Consider the following 18,139-nt stretch of genomic DNA (forward strand, 5'->3'; position numbering starts at 1 on the left):
CACGGGATCGTGAATTCATAGATCCATGTATCGGCTCATGTGGAGACGGAGAGGTCCTTCGCCCCCGTTCCCTCCCGACGCGGCGCCCCGAGCCCGCCGGTGCGGCCGAGGGCGTGCACGGCTCCCGCGCAGGCCGCGCCCGTCGCCGCCAGGCCGAGCCAGGCGAGCCACAGCGCGTCATGGCGCTCCGCGACGTCCCACAGCGCGCCGGTCGCGAGGTTGCCCGCGGTGATGCCGAGCCCGGAGACGGTGTGGTAAAGGCCGTAGTGGGTGGCGACGAGCCGGTTCCCCGAGAGCGAGACGATCGTGTCCATCTCGAACGGGTAGATCAACGCGCTCCCCGCCGCGAGCAGCACCACGGCCACCACCAGGGCGGCGACGACCGCGTGCCCCCGGTCCGCGGGTGCGAGGGCGAGGGGCACGAAGGCCAGCCCGAGCCACGCCAGGCCGCGCACCAGTGCCCGGGTGGAGTCCCAGCGGCGTTTCGCCCAGTCCGTGAGCCGCAGTTGGCCCAGCACGGCGACCGCGGCCGAGACCACGAAGAGCCCGCTGGTCACCCGGGTCCCCGCGCCGCCGAGCGCGTGCTCGGCGGCCAGCGGCAGGGCGAGGTAGATCTGGAACGCCAGGACGTAGGAGCCGGTCATCGCGGCGGAGAACAGCAGGAACGGCCGGTTGGACGCGACCACCCGCCACGAGGCCAGCACCCCGACCGCGTCGCCCTCAGCCCCGGTGGCCGGTCGCCGCGCGGGCAGGGCGACCCCTTGCAGCACCGTCAGCGCGGCGAACACGCCCGCCGCCACCGCGCACACCAGCCGGAAGTCGGCGGCCAGCAGCGCGAGGCCGACCAGCGGGCCGAGCAGCATCCCGGCCTGGTAGTAGACGTTGAACGCGGCGAACGCCTCCACCCGCCGCTCCCCGGCCTCGGCCGCGAGGTGGGCGCGGACGGCGGGGTTGAACAGGGCACCGGCGAGCCCGGTGGCCGCCGAGGCCGCGACCAGCGCGGGAACGGAGTCGACCCAGCCCAGCAGCGCGAAGCCCGCCGTGCGCAGCAGGCAGCCCGCCATGATCGGGCCCTTGGGCCCGAAGCGGTCGGCGAGGGTCCCGCCGACGAGGAACATCCCCTGCTGGGAGAGGTTGCGCACGCCCAGGATCAGCCCCGCGGTCCACGCGGCGAGCCCCAGGTCGCCCGTGAGATGGGCGGCGAGGTAGGGCATGAGCATGTAGAACGCCAGGTTGATGGCGAACTGGTTGACCATCAACACCCGTGCGGCGGGCGGGAAGGAGCGGGTGGTCCGCCACAGCGACCTCATGGCGCGACCTCCACCGGCGCGCGCCCGTGCGCTCCCGCCAGCGGGTCGACGACCGTGGCGCACCGCGTCCAGCGGGTCACGACGCGCTCGCCCGGGTGCGCGATCTCCTCGGGCTCCTCGGCCGGTCGATGGCCCAGCAGGCCGTGCCGCCCGCAGTAGGCGTCGTCGAAGACCGTGCCGACATAGCGCTGCGGGCCGTCGGGGAAGACGGCGACGATCCGCCGCTCGGGCGGCGAGGTCGCCGCGAGCCAGCGGGCGACCAGGGCGACCGCGCCCACGCTCCACCCGCCGGTGGCGTAGCGGCGGCGGGCCAGCGCGCGGGCCGCCCACACCGCGTCGGCGGCGGCGACCCAGTGCACCTCGTCGAACAGCGCGTGGTCGACGTTGCGCGGGTGGATGCTGCTGCCGAGCCCGCGCATCAGCCGCGGGGCGTCGGGCTGTCCGAAGATCGTGGAGCCGGTCGTGTCGACGCCCACGACCCGCAGCGCGGGGAAGAGGCCGCGCAGCACCGTGCCGATCCCGGCCGAGTGCCCTCCGGTGCCCACGCTGACCACGAGGGCGTCGATCCGGCCGAGTTGGGCGGCCAGCTCGTGGGCGAGGGGGCGGTAGGCGGCCACGTTGTCGGGGTTGTGGTACTGGTCGGGGCACCAGGCGCCCGGGTGCGCGGCCAGGATCTCCGCGACGCGGTCGCGCCTCGCCCGCTGCCAGCCCCCCGACGGGTGGGCGCGGCCGACCCGTCGGACATCGGCGCCGTAGGCCCCGAGCAGGCCGCTCATCAGCGGTTCCATCCCCGGATCCGTGACAACGGTGACGGGGTGGCCGAACGTGACCCCCGCGAGCGCGAGCCCGAGGCCGAGGGTGCCCGAGGTGGACTCCACGATCCGCGCGCCAGGCGCGAGTCGGCCGCGTTCACGGGCCGCGGCCACCATGTGGAGCGCGGCGCGGTCCTTGATGCCGCCGGGGTTGTGGCCCTCGAGCTTGGCCCAGAAGCCGCGCCCGGCCGCGGTGAACGGCTCGCCCACCCACAGCACGGGGGTGTCCCCGACCAGCCCGGCCGGGGTGTGGGCCGGGCGTCCCGCCGAGGTGAGCAACGCGGCCGGTGAGGGCCCTGACACGGGAATCTTTTCGGAGGGGTAGGACATGGGGCTCTCCTGACGGTCGCCCATGCCCGTCGGGGAACGCGGGAAGGGCGGGGCGACCGGGTGGTGCGCGGATGTGATCGGAACGGCTCGGAGGCCGCCGGGCGTTCACCCCGGCGGCCGGTCCCGATCAGGTCCGCCACACCCCCAACGCCGCTCGGCCCGCGCCGGGATCGGCCGCTCTCCCGCACGCGAACGCGGGGGAGCGCCCCACCGGCGCCTGGCACGCGCCCACGCCCGGAGGAACCGCGAGCGTGGACTGTTCGCCGCCTGGCTGCGGGGCGGACGACTCGCGCTCGGCCGGAGCGGCGGGCTCGTCCGCGCCCTCGCAGGCCGCGCCGTGATGGGTGGCGCACCCCGCGGTCGCCTCGGCCGACCCGCCGGGCGGAAGATGCGCGTGCGCGGGAGCCGCGGACGCCAACGCCAGCGCGTCCACGCGCCCTTGCCCTGCGCCCCCTGGCCCATGGGCGCACGCCAGCAGGTGCACCACACCGGCCACCACGACGAGCAGCGCCGCCGCGAGCCAGGGCGCACTCCGCCGGGTCCCGCACACCATCACATGGCCCAACGTACGCGATCGGTCACCCGGCGTTTCCCCGCGACCGGCGCGGGCGTGCCGCCGCGCGGGATGCGATCCCGCGCTGCCCCGCGGGGTGCGCGTGCGGCTGTGGCTGCTGCTCGCCTATCTGGCGATGCCGATCGACCTGGTCCCCGACTTCATTCCCGTCCTCGGCCAGGCGGACGACGCCATCGTGGCCGCGCTCGTCCTGCGCTCGGTCGTCAGGGCCGCGGGTGAGGAGGCGTTGGAACGCCACTGGCCCGGCACCGCCGACGGGCTCGCCGTCGTGCGTCGGCTGGCCGGGCTGCCCGCCGCGACCGAGGGGCCATGACGTCCCCGCAGGGGGCGGCGTCCCATGGGCTCGCACCCCCGGCGCGCGTCACCGCCCGGGCGAAGGGGCCGAGGTGAGTCGTTCGACGGCGGCGGTGACGAGCGCCGGGTCCTGCGGCTCGGTGTCGAGGGCGCGGTGGATGGTCAGGCCCTCGACGAGCGCGTCCAGCAGGCGCGCGGTGGTCGGGTCGAAGTGGCGCTCGAGGGCGGCGCGGCTGCGGGTCATCCAGGCGTTGGTCAGCCCGCGGAAGGCGGGCTCGCGGGCGGCGAGCGTGTAGAGCTCATGGGTCAGGACGAGATCGCGTTGCGTGCCGAAGACGTCGGCGGTGATGAGCGCGACGAGCGCGCGCTTGGCCGCCTCGACGTCCGCGGCCTCGGACATGCGCCGCTCGAAGTGCTCGATGACGGACGAGGCGAAGCGCGTGAACGCCTCATGGAGCAGCTCGTCCATCCCGGAGAAGTGGTAGGTCATCGATCCGAGGGGAACGTCGGCCGCCGCGGCCACCTTGCGGTGCGAGGTGCCCGCGACACCGGACTCGGCGATCACGTCGAGGCACGCGCCGACGATGCGCTCGCGCCGCTCGGGGTCGCGGCGGCGCGTGCCGCCCGGGGTCCTGCCGTCGGCGCGGGGTGTGTCAGTCATGATCGCCCTGGATCGCTCGGGTGGGTTCGGGGTGTCACGGTCCACATCGTCGCGGAGGCCGCGGGGGGCGTGCGCGCCCGGGGTGGGCGCCCGCGGTGCGCGGCTCGCGCGGTGTACGTTCGTACATATCCGAGTGTACGCTCGTACGCATGACGAGCGATGCGCGGGACCGCCCTTCCCCGGTGGAGCGGCGGGCCAGGGCCGCGGTGGCGGCACTCTTCCTGACCAACGGGGCGCTGCTCGCCAACCTGGTCCCGAGATTCCCCCAGATCAAGGCCGACCTGGGCATGGACACCACCGTCTACGGGCTGACCGTGGCGGCCTTCCCGGCCGGCGCGATCGCGGCGGGGCTCGCGGCGGCGATCGTGATCCGGCGGTTCGGCTCGGCGCGGTCCGCGGTGGCGGGCACGGCGCTGACCGGCCTCGGCCTGCTGACGGCGGCCCTCGCGCCGTCATCGGCCGCGTTCGCCGCCGCCCTGTTCGCGGCCGGGGCGATGGACGCGATCACCGATGTCGCGCAGAACGCCCACGGCCTGCGGGTGCAACGCCGCTACGGCCGTTCGATCATCAACTCCTTCCACGCGGTCTGGTCGATCGGCGCCGTGCTCGGCGGCTCGATGGCCGCGGGCGCCATCGCCCTGGACGTGCCGCCCGACGCGCACCTGGGGATCGCCGCCGCGCTGTTCTCGCTCGTCTCCTTCGTGGCGCTCCGGTTCTGCCTGCCCGGCCGCGACGACGAGCCGGTCGGCGACCCCGCCCCCGGCGACGAGGGCCCGCGCGCGCCGCGGGGCTCCGCCGTCACACCGGGGGTCGTCCTCCTCGTCGCCGCGCTGGTCCTCATCGCGATCGGCGGCACGATCGTGGAGGACGCCGGGAGCTCGTGGGCGACCCTCTACCTCTCGGCCGACCTGCGCGCCGCCACGGCCCTGGCCGCGACCGGGTACATCGCCCTGGTGGGCGCCCAGTTCGTCGGCCGACTGATCGGCGACCGGCTGGTGGACCGGTTCGGGCAACGCGCCGTCGCCCGGGCCGGGGGACTGGTCGTCGCCGCTGGCATGGGGCTGGCCCTCGCCCTTCCGACGGTCCCCGGCACCATCGCCGGGTTCGCGGCCGCGGGCCTCGGCGTGGCCACGCTCGTGCCCGCCGCGATGCACGAGGCCGACCGGCTGCCGGGGCTGCGGGCCGGGACCGGTCTGACGCTCGTCTCGTGGCTGATGCGCCTGGGGTTCCTGCTCTCACCCCCGCTGGTCGGCCTGGTCGCCGACTCCGCGGGGCTGCGCGCCGGTCTCCTGGTCGTCCCCGCCGCGGGCGTCCTGGTCGTCGTCCTCGCCGGGGTGCTCCCCCCGCGACACCGCCCCAGGGCCCAGGAGCCCGACCCCCGCCCGCGAAAGGAGGCCGCTTCCGCGGGGGGATCTGAGAGTGCCTCCCGCTGAGGGGGGTGGCGGTGGTTCGCTGGAACGCGTCGGGGCGGTCCGCCCCGTCCCCGCAACGTCCCACCACGTCTCGCACCAGAGGAACCGATGACTCTCGTACGTGCCCGCGCCGCGATCTCCGCGACGGACCCCCTCGCCCCCTTGACGATCGAACGGCGCGACGTGGGGCCCGGGGATGTGCTCATAGAGATCGCCTGGGCCGGGATCTGCCACTCCGACATCCACACCGTCCGCGGCGACTGGGGGCAGGTGACCTACCCCCTCACCGTGGGGCACGAGATCGTCGGCGTCGTCGCCCAGGTCGGCGCTGAGGTCACCCGCCACCGGGTCGGCGACCGCGTCGGCGTGGGCTGCATGGTCGACTCGTGCCGCCGCTGTGCCAACTGCCTGGCGGGCCACGAGCAGTACTGCCTCGAGGGGTTCACCGACACCTACAACGGCGTCGACCGCGACGGCGGCGTCACCCAGGGCGGCTACTCGACACACATCGTCGTCGACGAGCACTTCGTGCTGCGCGTCCCCGAGGCGCTGCCGTTCGAGAAGGCCGCCCCGCTGCTGTGCGCGGGCATCACCACCTACTCGCCGCTGCGGCACTGGAACGCCGGGCCCGGCACCAAGGTCGCCGTCGTCGGCATGGGCGGCCTCGGCCACATGGCCGTCAAGCTCGCCCGCGCCCTGGGCGCCGAGGTGACCGTGCTCTCCCGCACCCTGGACAAGCGGGACGACGGCCTCCGCCTCGGCGCGCACCACTACCGGGCCACGAGCGACCCGGCGACGTTCGACGAGCTGGCGAACACGTTCGACCTCATCCTGAACACCGTCAGCGCCCCGATCGACCTGGACGCCCATCTGCGGCTGCTGACGCTGCACGGCACGATCGTGAGCGTCGGGGCCCCGCCCGAGCCGGTCCGGGCGACGCTGTTCACCCTCTTCGACAACCGCCGCTCCTTCGCGGGCTCCAAGATCGGTGGCATCGCCGAGACCCAGGAGATGCTCGACTTCTGCGCCGAGCACGGCATCGCCCCCGACGTCGAGATCGTCCGCGCCGACCAGATCGACGAGGCGTGGGAGCGGGTGCTGGCCGCCGACGTCCGCTACCGGTTCGTCATCGACATCTCCACGCTCGCGGCGTAGCCGGGCCCGTCGAACGACCGGGGGGCCCGGGGAGGGCCTCCCGGCCGGGCGCGCGGTGGTCTTACCGTGGGGGCATGGGCTCGAAGGATGAGGTGAGGGAGTTCTTGATCTCTCGGCGTGCGCTGGTCACGCCCGAGCAGGTGGGTCTTCCGTACGGGGGCGGGGAGCGGCGTGTGCCGGGCCTGCGGCGTGAGGAGGTGGCCCTGCTGGCCGGTGTGAGCGTCGACTACTACACACGGCTGGAGCGTGGCGGCATCCGTGGGGCGTCGGAGAGCGTGCTGAACGCGATCGCTCGTGCGCTGCGGCTGAACGACGTCGAGCGTGAGTACCTGTTCGATCTGGCCCGGGGCGTTCCGTTCGGGGCGTCGTCGCGTGCGGTCGAGCCGGGGGTGCGGTCGGTGCGTGCGTCGGTGCGGCGGGTGTTGGATCACCTGACGGTTCCGGCGATCGTGCACGACGCGAACCAGGACCTTGTCGCGGCCAACGCGCTGGGCCGGGCCCTGTACGCGCCGCACTTCGACACGGAGGGGACGCCGAATGTCGCGCGGTTCATCTTTCTCGACCCTCGTGCCCGGGAGTACTACGTCGACTGGCCGCTGGCCCGCCGCACCACCGCGGCGATGATGCGTCTCGAGGCGGGGCGCGATCCGCTCAACGCCCGGCTGACCGCGGTGGTCGGCGAGCTCTCCACGCGGAGCCTGCACTTCCGCGCGGACTGGGCGGGGCACGACGTTCACGAGCATCGCACCGGTGTGAAGTCGTTCCGGCATCCGGAGGTGGGCCTGATCGAGGTCGCGTTCGACGTGTTCGCGATGCCGGGGGAGAGCGGGCTCCAGATCGTGACCTACAGCGTTCCGCCGGAGTCGGACTCGGCGGACGCGTTCGCGCTGCTGGCCGACCTGGCCGCCACCCGGCGGAGTGCGGAGTCTTCGCGGAGGAGCTGACCACGGCCCACGGCCCCGGGCCTACTCCGGGGCGGGTTCGGGCTGGAGCACCTCGCCCGTGAACGCGTCGAGCGGCGCCCGTTCCCCGAGGGGGCGCTCCAGCTCGACCGTCTGCCACACGGGGCGCACCTCGGTGGTGCACACCCTGTCAGGTGGCCCCGGGACGGCCGACGCGGCGATGACGACGCTCGCGTCCGTCTCCAGCACGTCGAAGTCCCGGCCGTCGCAGCCCCCTCTCAGCCACCTGACGGTGACGCTCAGGCCGTCCTCGCTCAGGGGCCCCAGCGCCCCCACCCCCTGCAACTCGCCCTCGCCGCCGTTCCCGTCTTCGTCGTCCACCGGGTCGACGGGCGCGGCCGGTGGCTCGGGGAGGGCGACGGCCGCGTGCCGCAGCGGGGTGTCGTAGCCGTCGAGCGTGAAGAGCCAGGCGGGGACCTGGGCCGGTCCCCGGCTCGTGCGCAGCCGCATCTCGCCACGCTCGACGCCGGTCACCTCCAACGCGTGGACGTCGGTGGAGCCGTCGGCGATCCCACTGTCCATCGCCCCGAAGGCAGCGGCGGCCGACATCAGCGGCACGGTCCCCGATTCCCCGTTCTCCCACCGGATCGAGCCGTCCGCCGCCTCGTCGGGCAGCGACGTCGACGCCCTGACGCTGCCGTTCTCGAACGCCCGCACGTCGGAGTCGTCGCGCAGGCCGCCCTCGGGCAGCTGGACGACGGAGTCGAGCGGGTGGAACTCCTCCGCCCACCGGCGCGCCGCGTCCGATCCCTCCCACGCGCCCGCCACGGCGCACAGGCGCGCCATGCGGTCGTGCCGGGCGTCGGGCTCGGGCGGGCACGGGCCGACGTCAGGGCCCCGGCTCGGCTCGGGCCCCGGCTCCCGCCCCGCCTCCGGGTCCGCGCCGCAGCCCATGACCCCGGCGATGAGGACCCCCGCGACGAGCAGCCCCGTCGCCTGGCGCCTGCCCCACCCGCCCCGACTTCCCCACTCCGCCCGCGGGTTCCGGATACGCATGACCCTCTGACGGAGGAGCGGTCACGCCGGTTCCCGCCCCGGCCCCCGCTCGCCCCCGCCCCCGGCTCCGTGGGCGGCCGTCCAGGTGCGCCGGACATGGCGCGTGTTGGGCAGCTCGGGGTGGTCGAGGAGCCGGAGCGCGTAACCGGCGTGGCGCCGGGCCCGGGGGGCGTCGGTCCGCGCTCTCGACGAGGGAAGACCCGCCCATGACCTGATGTCCCCGGGCGGGCGGTTCCACAACGCGTCGGGCGGCAGGAACCTGCCCGTGGCCACGCGCCGCGCGAACGCCTCGCGGACGGCCGGATTCCGGTAATCCGAACGCGTCTCGAGCAGCGCCGCGTTGAACCGCCGCGCGGCTTCCCCGAAACGCGCACGCCCCTCGGCCAGGCGTGCCGGCGCCGCGGCCCTGACGGCGGGTTCGTCCGCGACGAGCCCGAACGCCCAGCCCAGCCGCGCGTCCCACTCGGCGCCATGGGCGGGCCCGGCGGGGAAACCCGATTGCCGCGCCCGCGCGCCGTGGTGAGACTGGGTGACCGTGCTGACGCCCACGGAGATCGAGGAGTTCGTCGACAACGGCTTCGTCCGGGTCGCCGGAGCCGTGCCGCCCGATGTCGCCGACCGGTGCAGGGGCGAGCTGTGGGAGGCGACCGGCCTCGACCCGGACGACCCGGCGACCTGGACCGAGCCGGTGATCCGGCTCGGCGGCTTCGCCACCCCGCCCTTCCGCGCCGCGGCCAACACCCCGGTGCTGCACGAGGCGTTCGACCAGCTGGTGGGCGAGGGGCGGTGGCGGGCGCCAGGGGGGCTGGGGACGTTTCCCGTCCGCTTCCCCAGCGACAAGGAGCCGGGCGACGACGGCTGGCACCTGGAGGCCAGCTTCGCGGGCGACGAGGGCGAGGGCCGGGTCAACGTGCGCTCGCGCGGGCGGGCGCTGCTGATGCTGTTCCTCTTCTCCGACGTCGGCCCTGCCGACGCGCCGACGCGGGTCCGCGTCGGCTCGCACCGGGACGTGCCGCCGCTGCTCGCGGGCGCGGGCGAGAAGGGGCGGGAGTGGTTCGAGCTGTGCGGCGACGCGGTGGCCGCGAGCGAGGGGCGTCCCGAGGCCACGGCGACGGGCCGCCGCGGGGACGTGTACCTGTGCCATCCGTTCCTGGTCCACGCGGCCCAGCCGCACCGCGGCACGGTGCCCCGGTTCATGGCCCAGCCCCCGCTCGTCCCCACCGCCCCGCTCGCCCTCGACACCACGACGCCGACCCCGGTCGCCCGCCCGATCATCGAGGCCCTGGGAGCGGCGGGCCCGGATGCCCCATGAAGGGACGGCTCACCGCTGGACGTGGGTGAGTGTCCCGAAGCCGAGGTCGTCGAAGCCGCCGCTCGTGGTGCCGTGGTCCCCGCCGCCGCCCTCGGGGCTGTTCGCCCTGGCGATGGCCGCGACATCGGGGGTGGCGAGGCCCCGCCGTCCCCAGTAGTGGTGGTAGACGCGCTCCCACACCGGCCTGACCTGGCCGCGGCCGCCCGCGCCGATCACCGTCTGCTCCCGCTGCGCGCAGTTCTGGCCGTTGCCCCAGCGGTACGTCGTGAACGGCACGTCGTTGCCGAGGTTGTAACGCGCCACATACGCACACGCCTTGAGGAAACGGTTGCCGTCGGCGCCGTAGAGGTCGACGCCCTGGTTCCACGCCATCTCGCAGACGGTCCCCATCAGGCCGATCCCCATGATGCTGTGGGCCTGGTCCCGGCCGCTCTCCTGCCACTGCGCGAGGTCGGCGCCGTGGAGGAACGGCACGGCGTGGGGGAGTGAGCCGTTGCCCTCGCCGTTGTGGAAGTAGTCGACGGCGCGGTCGAACAGCGCCTGGTCGTCGTCGAGGATGCCGATGGCCATGAGCGCGGCCATGGTGCACAGGTCCCAGTTCGCCCAGTAGTTGGTGATGCAGGCGCCGTTGTGGTTGCGCAGGAAGTCGTCGCACAGGGGGAGGAAGACGCTCCGCAGCATCGACCGGAAGCGCGCCAGGTCGAAGCCGGGGTAGCCGCGCATGATCTCGGCCGTGTTGGCGAACTGGTAGCCGTAGATGCCCGCGGCGAGGAAGCGGTCGGCGTTGCCCGTGACCGTGGTGAGCGTTCCTGACCAGGCGTTGAGGATGTCGCGCGCCGTGTCGCCGTGCGCGGCGGCTCCGCTGATCTTCCAGCGCAGCGCGTTCTGGTAGGCGGCGTGGATGTCGTTGTAGAGCTGCGGGTAGTTCTGGCCCTCGCCGCCGCGGATGATCGTGTCCGTCGGGCGCGCGGTCCAGCTCGCCGAGGAGTGGCCGTTGGCGACCAGCCGGTCCCAACCCGCGATCCAGGGCTGGGTTCCCGCCGAGACGCGGGCCCTCATGCGGTCGAAGTCCGCTTCCCTGTGCAGCATCCCGGGATGGGTGAACGCCATCGGGCGCACGTCCGGGGCGCCGGTGGTCGGGGCGGCGGTGGGCTGGGCGCCGGTGGGCGGGGCGGCGAGCGCGGTGTGCGCGGCTCCCGCGACGACCGCGGCGCCGGTGCCGAGCACCGCGGCCTTGAGCATCCCGCGTCGGCTCGGCGTGGGGCGCGCGTGCTGTCCCTGCATGAGCACATACCTCCGGAGTGTGGGGGGTTCGGTGGGGGGACCGACGTGCCGTCATCGTGGGGCCGGTCCACGCGTCCGGGCCCGTCCGCGCGCGGAATCGGAAAGTTTTCCACGGGGCGGCGGGCCGCCTCCCGCCGCGCCCGCCCAGGATCAACGTTCTCTGCCAGGGGCTCGGGGACCGACCGAGGGTCGCGGCGGAAAGTCCCAGCGCACTTTTCCTTGTCGAGGTGGTTCTCGTCGGCGGCGACCGGCGGTACCGTCCTCCGCTAGAAATCGTTTGCTATGACCGCTGTGACGTCGTGCCGCCATGACGTCGTACCGCTCGGAGGAGCCGACATGGGCATGCCGCACAGAGCCGCGTGGGGACCCCGGCGGGCGCTCACCGTGACCGTCCTGCTGGCGCTGCTGGCCGGGCTGCTCGCCGCCACGGGCACAGGACCGGCCGCCGCGGCGCCCCCCGCCGACCGCGGCCGCAACCTCGACCTGATCGTCTTCGGCGACGAGGAGTCCGAGGCCGCGCACGGCCTGGACGCGCCCGGCACCACCGTCGAGACCGGCGAGCCCGGCGAGCGCGCCAGGGTCGCCCAGCCGCTCGACCCGCCGGGGCCACGGGGCGCGGACCTGACGTTCACCATGGCCGTCGACCCCCTGGACCAGAACTATCTGACCGTCAGGTTCTGGGGCGGGGACACCAGCGCGGAGAAAACGATCCTCTATGCCAACGGCGAGCAGGTGGGCTACCGGCGCCAGGGCGACTATGAGGCCATCAACCCCGGGCACGCCGCACCGGCGCCGGGCCGGTTCCTGTATGCGACCGCCATGCTGCCGCTCTCGGTCACCCGGGGCGAGGAGGCGGTCGAGATCACGCTGGCGTCGTTCGCCGACGACTTCGCGACGCCCCTGACCTCGCCCTCGCGCGGCTTCTACCGCGCGTATACGCACACCGACGCCCAGGTCGACATCTCTCGGGAGACGCTGCCCGCGTTCGAGCCGCCGACCGACGTGGCCGACGCCCTGTCGCCACAGGAGGAACAGGCGCTCGTCGACGGGTACACGCGGACCCAGATCGACAACGTCAACGGCATGTCGGCCTCGATCGACGCCTCCCGCACCGCGCGGCTCAGCATCGAGCGGTACAAGGACGATCTGCGGTTCTACGCCAGCGCGTTGACGACGGACTGGTCGCCCGCGCGGACGCCCGAGGAGAAGGCCGCCGCGCTGGAGCGGATCTTCCAGACCGTCGACAACCACGTCATCGACTACTACGGCGACACGATGCTTCTCGGCAACGGCGGCCACCAGTCCGACTGGGGCGGCTACTACGGCGCCCTGGGCGAGGCGCTCTACATCGTGGAGAACCTCATCGCGGACGAGGACGTCTACGGGCGCGAGCGGTTCGAGGCGTTCCTCGACGAGCCGTTCGACACCGGCACCGAGGCCGGGGAGACCTCCCTGGCCTCCGCCGACCTCGACGGCGGCGAGCTGACCCGCCGCGCGGCGTGGGAGCGCACCCTCAAGGCCAACTTCGACTTCGCCCGCTCCCGGCTGTCCTACATCTTCAACCAGGTGATGTACACCTACGAGGGCGCCTGGGAGGCGCACGAGGGACTGCGGGTCATCGGCAGCGACTTCTACGAGGGCAAGGAGCGCAGCCACGCCATCGTCCGCGAGGCGCTCGGCATCGCGCCGTTCCTCGGCGAGGAGATCCTCGTCGGCCCCGACGGCCAGGACCTCGACCTCTTCCACTCGCTCTTCCAGCACGACAGGACCGCGCGCTACACCGACGACTACCGGCTGATCGTGATGAAGGGCCTGGCCACGAGCGACCTGGACGAGGACGGCGCGGTCCGCCGCCGCCTCCCGCTGGGCGAGCACCACCCCACCATCACGGCCGCGGGCCTCACCCGGGAGAACGGCTACGTCGGCAACTACGGCGAGTCCACCAACTACTACCCCGAGTGGTTCCATCGCACCTGGGGGCACGAGGGCGACGAGGAGCTGAACGACGAGATCCTGCGCATCACCCTGCGGAACTTCCACGCCAGGGCCCACACCCGCTACAGCGACACCGACGCGAACGGCGACCGCGTCATGCGCATGAACCAGGTCGTCGACGAGCGCAACACCGCCTTCCCCGGCAAGCTCGCCTACACCAGCGTGGACCGCCCGATGCACTACGCGTCGCTCGAACGGCACATGGCGGAGAACGCCGGGCGCTACGCCGGTGCGGAGTGGTCCGACACCTGGCGGCACGCCGCCGAGGCCGTCGGATCCATGCAGCAACAGCTCGCCGACCACCAGTACTTCAACCACTTCGCCACCAACACCCGCGCCAAGTGGCGCGAGGACCTGCGCCTCGCCGACACCTACGCCTATGTCACCGGCGGACGCGCCGCCCACGACCGGTTCGACGGCGAGGCGCTCGCGGGCGTCGTGCTGCCGCAGACGGACTTCCGCCGCTACACCGACGAGCAGCTCGCCGAGCTGGGCGTGGACCGCGCCGACCAGGAGCGTTCCGCCTGGGTGGACATCGACAACGCGTTCGTCTCGCTGCGCGACGGCGACACCCGCGTCTTCGCCGCGCTCAACGAGCGGCAGCGCGGCTACGCGGGCAACGGCCGCCTCCACGTCCAGCGCGGCGACCACGACGCGGTCGTGCAGATCGAGACCGAGGGCGTCTTCCCCTACGAGGACTACTACGGCCGCATGGACAACATCGACGTCGACTTCATGGAGGACCAGCAGACCGGCGGCGGCGACGCCCCGCAGGCCCTGGCGGGGGAGATCGCGCCGATCGTCCTCCAGCCGGGCGTCGGCGAGGTGCGGCGGGAGAACTTCGAGGCCGACCACGCCTACTCCGGCTACCCCGACCTGCTGACGGCCCAGTACGGCACCTACTTCTTCGCGTTCAACACCACGCGCGAGGCGTACGGCAACGAGACCACCCACCGCGTCCGGCTGCCCGACGGCGTCGGCGGGCGGGTCCTCGACCTGGTCTCGGGCGACGAACTGCCCGTCCGTGACGGCGCGATCAGCCTCGCGCCGCACTCCGCCGCCGTTCTCGTGCTCGAAGAACCCGTCACCGAACGCAGGCCGTCCAACGTCGACTTCACCCGCGCCGTCCCTGGCGACGGCGAGGTCGCGCTGAGCTGGAGCCCGTCGGCGGGGGCCGAGTCGTACACCGTTCGGCGGGCGACCCGCGAGGGCGGCGACCACCGGATCGTCGCGCGCGGCGTCACCGCGACGGACTGGGTCGACGAGGACGCGCGGAACGGCCGCACGTACGTCTACACCGTCACGCCGGTGAACCGGCACGGCGCGGGCAACGCCTCCTACCGCGCCGAGGCCGAGCTGACCGAGCCGGTCTCCCGGCGGCTCGCGGGCTCAGGATGGCGCGACGACCGACTCGGATCGATCACGTCGGGGCGGGCCCGCGTCTCCCCGGACGGGATCGCCATCTCCGGCGGCGACGGCGCGGGCCTCGGCGAGGGCGACGACTACCGGGTCGAGAGCCGCGACATCGACGACGCCCTGCACTTCGTCAGCCGCCCCCTCACCGGCACGGGCACCGTCACCGCGCGGCTCGACGCCCACGAGGGACCGGCGACCGGTGTGATGCTGCGCGACTCCCACGACGCCGACACCCGTGACGACCGCTACGTCTACTTCGGCGCCGACGAGGACGGCGACCTGGTACTCGCCAACAGGTCGCGCGACAGCCGCCACGACTGGCAGGACGAGATCCGCAGCCCCCTCGCCGTCCCCGCCGACGGCATGAACGCCGCCTCCCACCCGTGGCTCCGCCTCCGAAGGGACGCCGAGACCGGGCTCGTGACGGCGTTCGCCTCGGCGGACGGCGCGGCGTGGGAGTACGCCGGGCAGCTGTTCACGCCGTTCGCGCCGGGCGTGCACGCCGGGGTGACCGCGGCCGGGGCGGGCTCGTTCGGCGCCGTCGAGGTGGACCGCACGGCGCCGGGCGCGGTGCTGCCCCACGCGCGGCGCGACGCGGACCGGGTCACGCTCGCCTGGAACAAGCCCAAGGACGCCGTGTGGTTCGAGGTGTACCGCACCGGCGAAGCCCGCACCGCGGAGCGCGACCCCGCGAGGCACCCGCGCGGCTGGGAGCGCGTCGCGGAGGGGCGTGAGACCACCGCGACCGACCGGCTGCGCACCGGGAACGCCTTCTACACGGTTGTCGCCCGGCTCGCCGACGGCGGGCACCGCACATCCGAACGCCCGGTCCTGGCCACCGCGGAGTCCCTCGCGGAGGTCATCGCCAGGGCCGAGGCGCTGCCGCCCGACGCCCACACCCGCGGCAGCCACTTCCTCTTCGCCGAGGAGGTCGCCGCCGTCAAGGCGGCGGCCGCGGAGCCCGAGCCCGACGTGCCCGCCCTGGTCGACCGCCTCCACGCGGCCCACGACCTGCTGGTCTCCCGCGACACCCTGCGCGAACCGTTCCCGGTCACCCAGGACATGGTGCTCGCCTCCACCCCGCCATGGGGCGGCGGCGGCACCCCGGGGGACAACGCCTGGCGCGCGTTCGACGGGGACACCGCGACGTTCACCGACACCACGGCTGCCACGAGCTGGATCACCGTCGACCCCGGCGACCTGGGGCCGATCCCGGTCGACGCGGTGCGCCTCCACCCCCGCGCCAGCCATCCGGCGCGGGCCAACGGCACCGTGTTCCAGGGGTCGGACGACGGCGGGCTGACCTGGGAGACGTTCCACACCGTCGAAGGCGTCGCCGAGGTCCGCTGGTACGACATGCCGCTCGACGAACCGGTGAGCCACCGGCTGATCAGGATCCTCGACGACCACGACGGCCGGGCGAACCTGGCCGAGGTCCAGCTGCGCGCCCGCACGGTCGACACCACGCTGGCGGCGCTGCTGCTCGGCCGGGCGGCCGAGGTCGAGCGGGACCGGCACCCCGCCGAGGCGCTGGCCGCGCTCGACGCCGCCGTCGCCGCGGCCGAGGAGGCCATCGGGGCGGCGGAGCAGGGCGCCGTGGACGCCGCGGCGGAAGGGCTGCGCGCCGCGCTCGCCGCGCTCGCCGCGCTCGACGGGTCGGCGAACGGGGCAGGTTGACCGGCCGTCCGCGGCCACATAGGTTAGAGAACGATTTCTAGATGGCCGGTTCTCCGGATGGCCAGGAGGGACTTTCCCCATGTCCGAGCGTCCCTCGGTGGTGTTCGCCCTGGAGCGGCGTCACCTTCCCCTGCTCTTCCCACCCGAGGTGATGTCGCGGCTCACCGCGCTGGCCGACGTCGACCCCGGGGTCGTCCTCGACCCGCGGGACCCGGCGTCCCTCGATCCGCTGGCGCGCGTGGACGTCCTGATCACCGGCTGGGGCTGCCCGCCGCTCGGCCGGGACATGCTCGACGCCGCGCCCCGCCTGCGCGCCGTGCTGCACACCGGCGGGTCCGTGAAGTCCCTTCTCGCGCCCGAGGGTTGGGCCCGCGGCCTGGTCGTCTCATCGGCCGCGGCGGCCAACGCCCTGCCCGTCGCCGAGTACACGCTCGGCATGATCCTGCTCTCCGGCAAGGGCGTCTTCGAGCTGCGGGAGCGCCTTCGGGCCGAGCGTTCCTTCGTGCTGGGCCAGGTGCACAGGTCCCTGGGGAACGTGGGCCGCAGGGTCGGCCTCATCGGCGCCTCGCGCATCGGGCGCCGGGTCGTCGAGCTGCTGCGGCCCTTCGACTTCGACGTGCTCCTCCACGACCCGTATGTGACGGGGGACGAGGCGCGCGCCCTCGGCGTTCGCAAGGTCGAGCTGGCCGAGCTCCTGACCGAGAGCGACGTCGTCAGCGTCCACGCGCCCGCGACCCCGGAGACGCGCCACCTGGTCGACCGGGCCGGACTCGCGCTGATGAGGGACGGCGCGGTGCTGCTCAACACCTCGCGCGGCAGCCTCATCGACCACGACGCGCTGACCGACGAGCTGGTCGCCGGGCGCCTGCGGGCCATCCTCGACGTCACCGAGCCGGAGCCGCTGCCCGCCGCCTCACCCCTGTACGACCTGCCCAACGCGCTGCTGACCCCGCACATCGCGGGCTCCCACGGCAACGAGCTGCGCCGCCTCGGCCTCACCGCCGTCGAGGAGCTGGAACGGCTCCTCGCCGGGCGCCCCCTGCACCACCGCGTCGAGCACGGCGACCTGCACAGGGCCGCCTGAACGGGCCCGTTCGCGCAGTCCCGCGCGACGGGCGCGCGGCCGACGGTGTGGACGCGCCCGGCCCAGGAGTACGCCCGCTCCGTCGGGGCGCCCGAGCCGCAGCTGGACCGGGGCGGCTGAACGGCGCGAACCGAGGGCGCCGTTGACGCGTCGAAGGGACGGAGACCCTGCGGCGAAGGGAGGACCGGCGATGCGCCTGGGCCTGGCGATCACGGCGGCGGTCGCCGTGGGCACCCTCGTCGGCTGTGGCGGGGGCGACCCCGGCGGCGACGGCGCGCGGACGCCACCCGTCCCGCTCGACGTCGCCCTCGACGCGGACCTCGGCGTCGGCGCGCCCACCGGGCCCGACCACCCGCCGGGCACGTCGGGTCTTGTCGCCGACTACACCGTCACCAACAACGCCGACGTCCCCGTGCTCGTGGTGGAACGGCGGCCCGCGGACATCACGCCGACCGTCGACGTGCCGCTCCCGGACACCGCCGAGTCCAGCTGGGTCTACGCGGACGACTCCGGGCGCGTCCTCGTCACCAAGGAGATGTTCGCGCCCGTCGACGCCGACGCCGGGGCCGCTCACCGGGCCCCCGCGGTGCGGCTCGAGCCCGGCGAGAGCGTCACCGCCCGGGCCTTCGCCCTGACCCCGTTGCGGCGGATCGTGCCCGACCCCGACGTCTTCGTGGTGCCGGGACCGAGCGCCGTGCCGGCCGAGGCCACGTCGTGGTCGTTCTGCGTCCAGGTCGCCCCTGACCCCGGCGAGAGCGGCCCACCGACGATGGCCGACCACACCCCCGACCGCGCGCTCGTCTGCTCGGCGGCGGGCGGCCGCGCCGCGGCGGGATGAGCGGACGGAGCGCCCGGTGCGGCGGGC

At 74.3% G+C, this 18,139-nt stretch carries 15 protein-coding genes; 8 read left to right on the forward strand and 7 right to left on the reverse strand.

From position 1 onward, the window contains the following. Positions 1-35: 35 nt before the first annotated feature. The 3 genes from D7318_RS02560 to D7318_RS32610 all read right to left on the reverse strand — a co-directional run bounded on the left by D7318_RS02560 (position 36) and on the right by D7318_RS32610 (position 3,005). Positions 36-1,310 carry an MFS transporter gene (locus D7318_RS02560; protein WP_120695139.1) on the reverse strand — a complete coding sequence of 425 codons (1,275 nt, stop codon included), beginning with the start codon at positions 1,308-1,310 and terminating at the stop codon, positions 36-38. Continuing rightward, positions 1,307-2,452, reverse strand: coding sequence for a PLP-dependent cysteine synthase family protein (locus D7318_RS02565; RefSeq protein WP_120695140.1), 1,146 nt, complete (start codon positions 2,450-2,452; stop codon positions 1,307-1,309). The genes D7318_RS02560 and D7318_RS02565 overlap by 4 nt, the downstream gene beginning before the upstream one ends. 127 nt (positions 2,453-2,579) lie before the next feature. Next, entirely contained in the window at positions 2,580-3,005 is a 426-nt protein-coding gene (locus tag D7318_RS32610; protein ID WP_183091261.1) for a hypothetical protein, read from the reverse strand. 103 nt (positions 3,006-3,108) lie between these two features. On the opposite strand from D7318_RS32610, the gene D7318_RS02570 reads away from it, so the two are divergent. Then, entirely contained in the window at positions 3,109-3,339 is a 231-nt protein-coding gene (locus tag D7318_RS02570) for a YkvA family protein (RefSeq protein ID WP_230423264.1), read from the forward strand. Between the two features lie 48 nt (positions 3,340-3,387). Here D7318_RS02570 and D7318_RS02575 read toward each other — a convergent pair whose 3' ends face one another. Continuing rightward, the gene (locus D7318_RS02575) at positions 3,388-3,981 is read right to left on the reverse strand and encodes a TetR/AcrR family transcriptional regulator (RefSeq protein WP_120695141.1); all 594 of its coding nucleotides are present in this window, start codon (positions 3,979-3,981) and stop codon (positions 3,388-3,390) included. 149 nt (positions 3,982-4,130) lie between these two features. Here D7318_RS02575 and D7318_RS02580 point away from each other — a divergent pair, with 149 nt between their 5' ends. From D7318_RS02580 to D7318_RS02590, 3 genes are all read left to right on the forward strand, one after another. Next, a complete protein-coding gene (locus tag D7318_RS02580) occupies positions 4,131-5,414 on the forward strand; it encodes an MFS transporter (protein WP_120695142.1) in 1,284 nt (427 codons plus the stop codon). Between the two features lie 87 nt (positions 5,415-5,501). After that, positions 5,502-6,548: an NAD(P)-dependent alcohol dehydrogenase gene (locus D7318_RS02585; RefSeq protein ID WP_120695143.1), complete on the forward strand. Its 1,047-nt coding sequence runs from the start codon at positions 5,502-5,504 to the stop codon at positions 6,546-6,548. A 74-nt stretch (positions 6,549-6,622) separates the two neighbouring features. Beyond that, positions 6,623-7,492, forward strand: coding sequence for a helix-turn-helix domain-containing protein (locus D7318_RS02590; protein WP_220729463.1), 870 nt, complete (start codon positions 6,623-6,625; stop codon positions 7,490-7,492). A gap of 21 nt (positions 7,493-7,513) precedes the next feature. On the opposite strand, the gene D7318_RS02595 is transcribed toward D7318_RS02590, so the two are convergent. Together D7318_RS02595 and D7318_RS02600 are read right to left on the reverse strand one after the other, a co-directional pair. Beyond that, the gene (locus D7318_RS02595) at positions 7,514-8,506 is read right to left on the reverse strand and encodes a hypothetical protein (protein WP_120695145.1); all 993 of its coding nucleotides are present in this window, start codon (positions 8,504-8,506) and stop codon (positions 7,514-7,516) included. Between the two features lie 21 nt (positions 8,507-8,527). After that, entirely contained in the window at positions 8,528-9,055 is a 528-nt protein-coding gene (locus D7318_RS02600; protein ID WP_230423265.1) for a hypothetical protein, read from the reverse strand. Here D7318_RS02600 and D7318_RS02605 point away from each other — a divergent pair. Further along, positions 9,036-9,818, forward strand: a complete 783-nt coding sequence (locus D7318_RS02605) for a phytanoyl-CoA dioxygenase family protein (RefSeq protein WP_230423266.1) — start codon at positions 9,036-9,038, stop codon at positions 9,816-9,818. The two genes, D7318_RS02600 and D7318_RS02605, sit on opposite strands and share 20 nt — an antisense overlap. Before the next feature lie 9 nt (positions 9,819-9,827). On the opposite strand, the gene D7318_RS02610 is transcribed toward D7318_RS02605, so the two are convergent. Beyond that, entirely contained in the window at positions 9,828-11,102 is a 1,275-nt protein-coding gene (locus D7318_RS02610; RefSeq protein WP_120695247.1) for an alginate lyase family protein, read from the reverse strand. Between the two features lie 342 nt (positions 11,103-11,444). Between D7318_RS02610 and D7318_RS02615 the strand changes: the two genes are divergently transcribed. The 3 genes from D7318_RS02615 (at position 11,445) to D7318_RS32615 (ending at position 18,112) form a co-directional block, all read left to right on the forward strand. Beyond that, a complete protein-coding gene (locus tag D7318_RS02615) occupies positions 11,445-16,190 on the forward strand; it encodes a fibronectin type III domain-containing protein (RefSeq protein WP_147437594.1) in 4,746 nt (1,581 codons plus the stop codon). 79 nt (positions 16,191-16,269) lie between these two features. Then, complete coding sequence (locus D7318_RS02620) at positions 16,270-17,274, forward strand: hydroxyacid dehydrogenase (protein ID WP_120695147.1); 1,005 nt, start codon at positions 16,270-16,272, stop codon at positions 17,272-17,274. 190 nt (positions 17,275-17,464) lie between these two features. Next, on the forward strand, positions 17,465-18,112 hold the full coding sequence (locus D7318_RS32615; RefSeq protein ID WP_183091221.1) for a hypothetical protein: 648 nt from the start codon (positions 17,465-17,467) through the stop codon (positions 18,110-18,112). Positions 18,113-18,139 lie beyond the last annotated feature (27 nt).

Source organism: Streptomyces radicis (assembly GCF_003626575.1).
In the GTDB taxonomy this organism is placed as follows: Bacteria; Actinomycetota; Actinomycetes; order Streptomycetales; family Streptomycetaceae; genus Streptomyces; species Streptomyces radicis.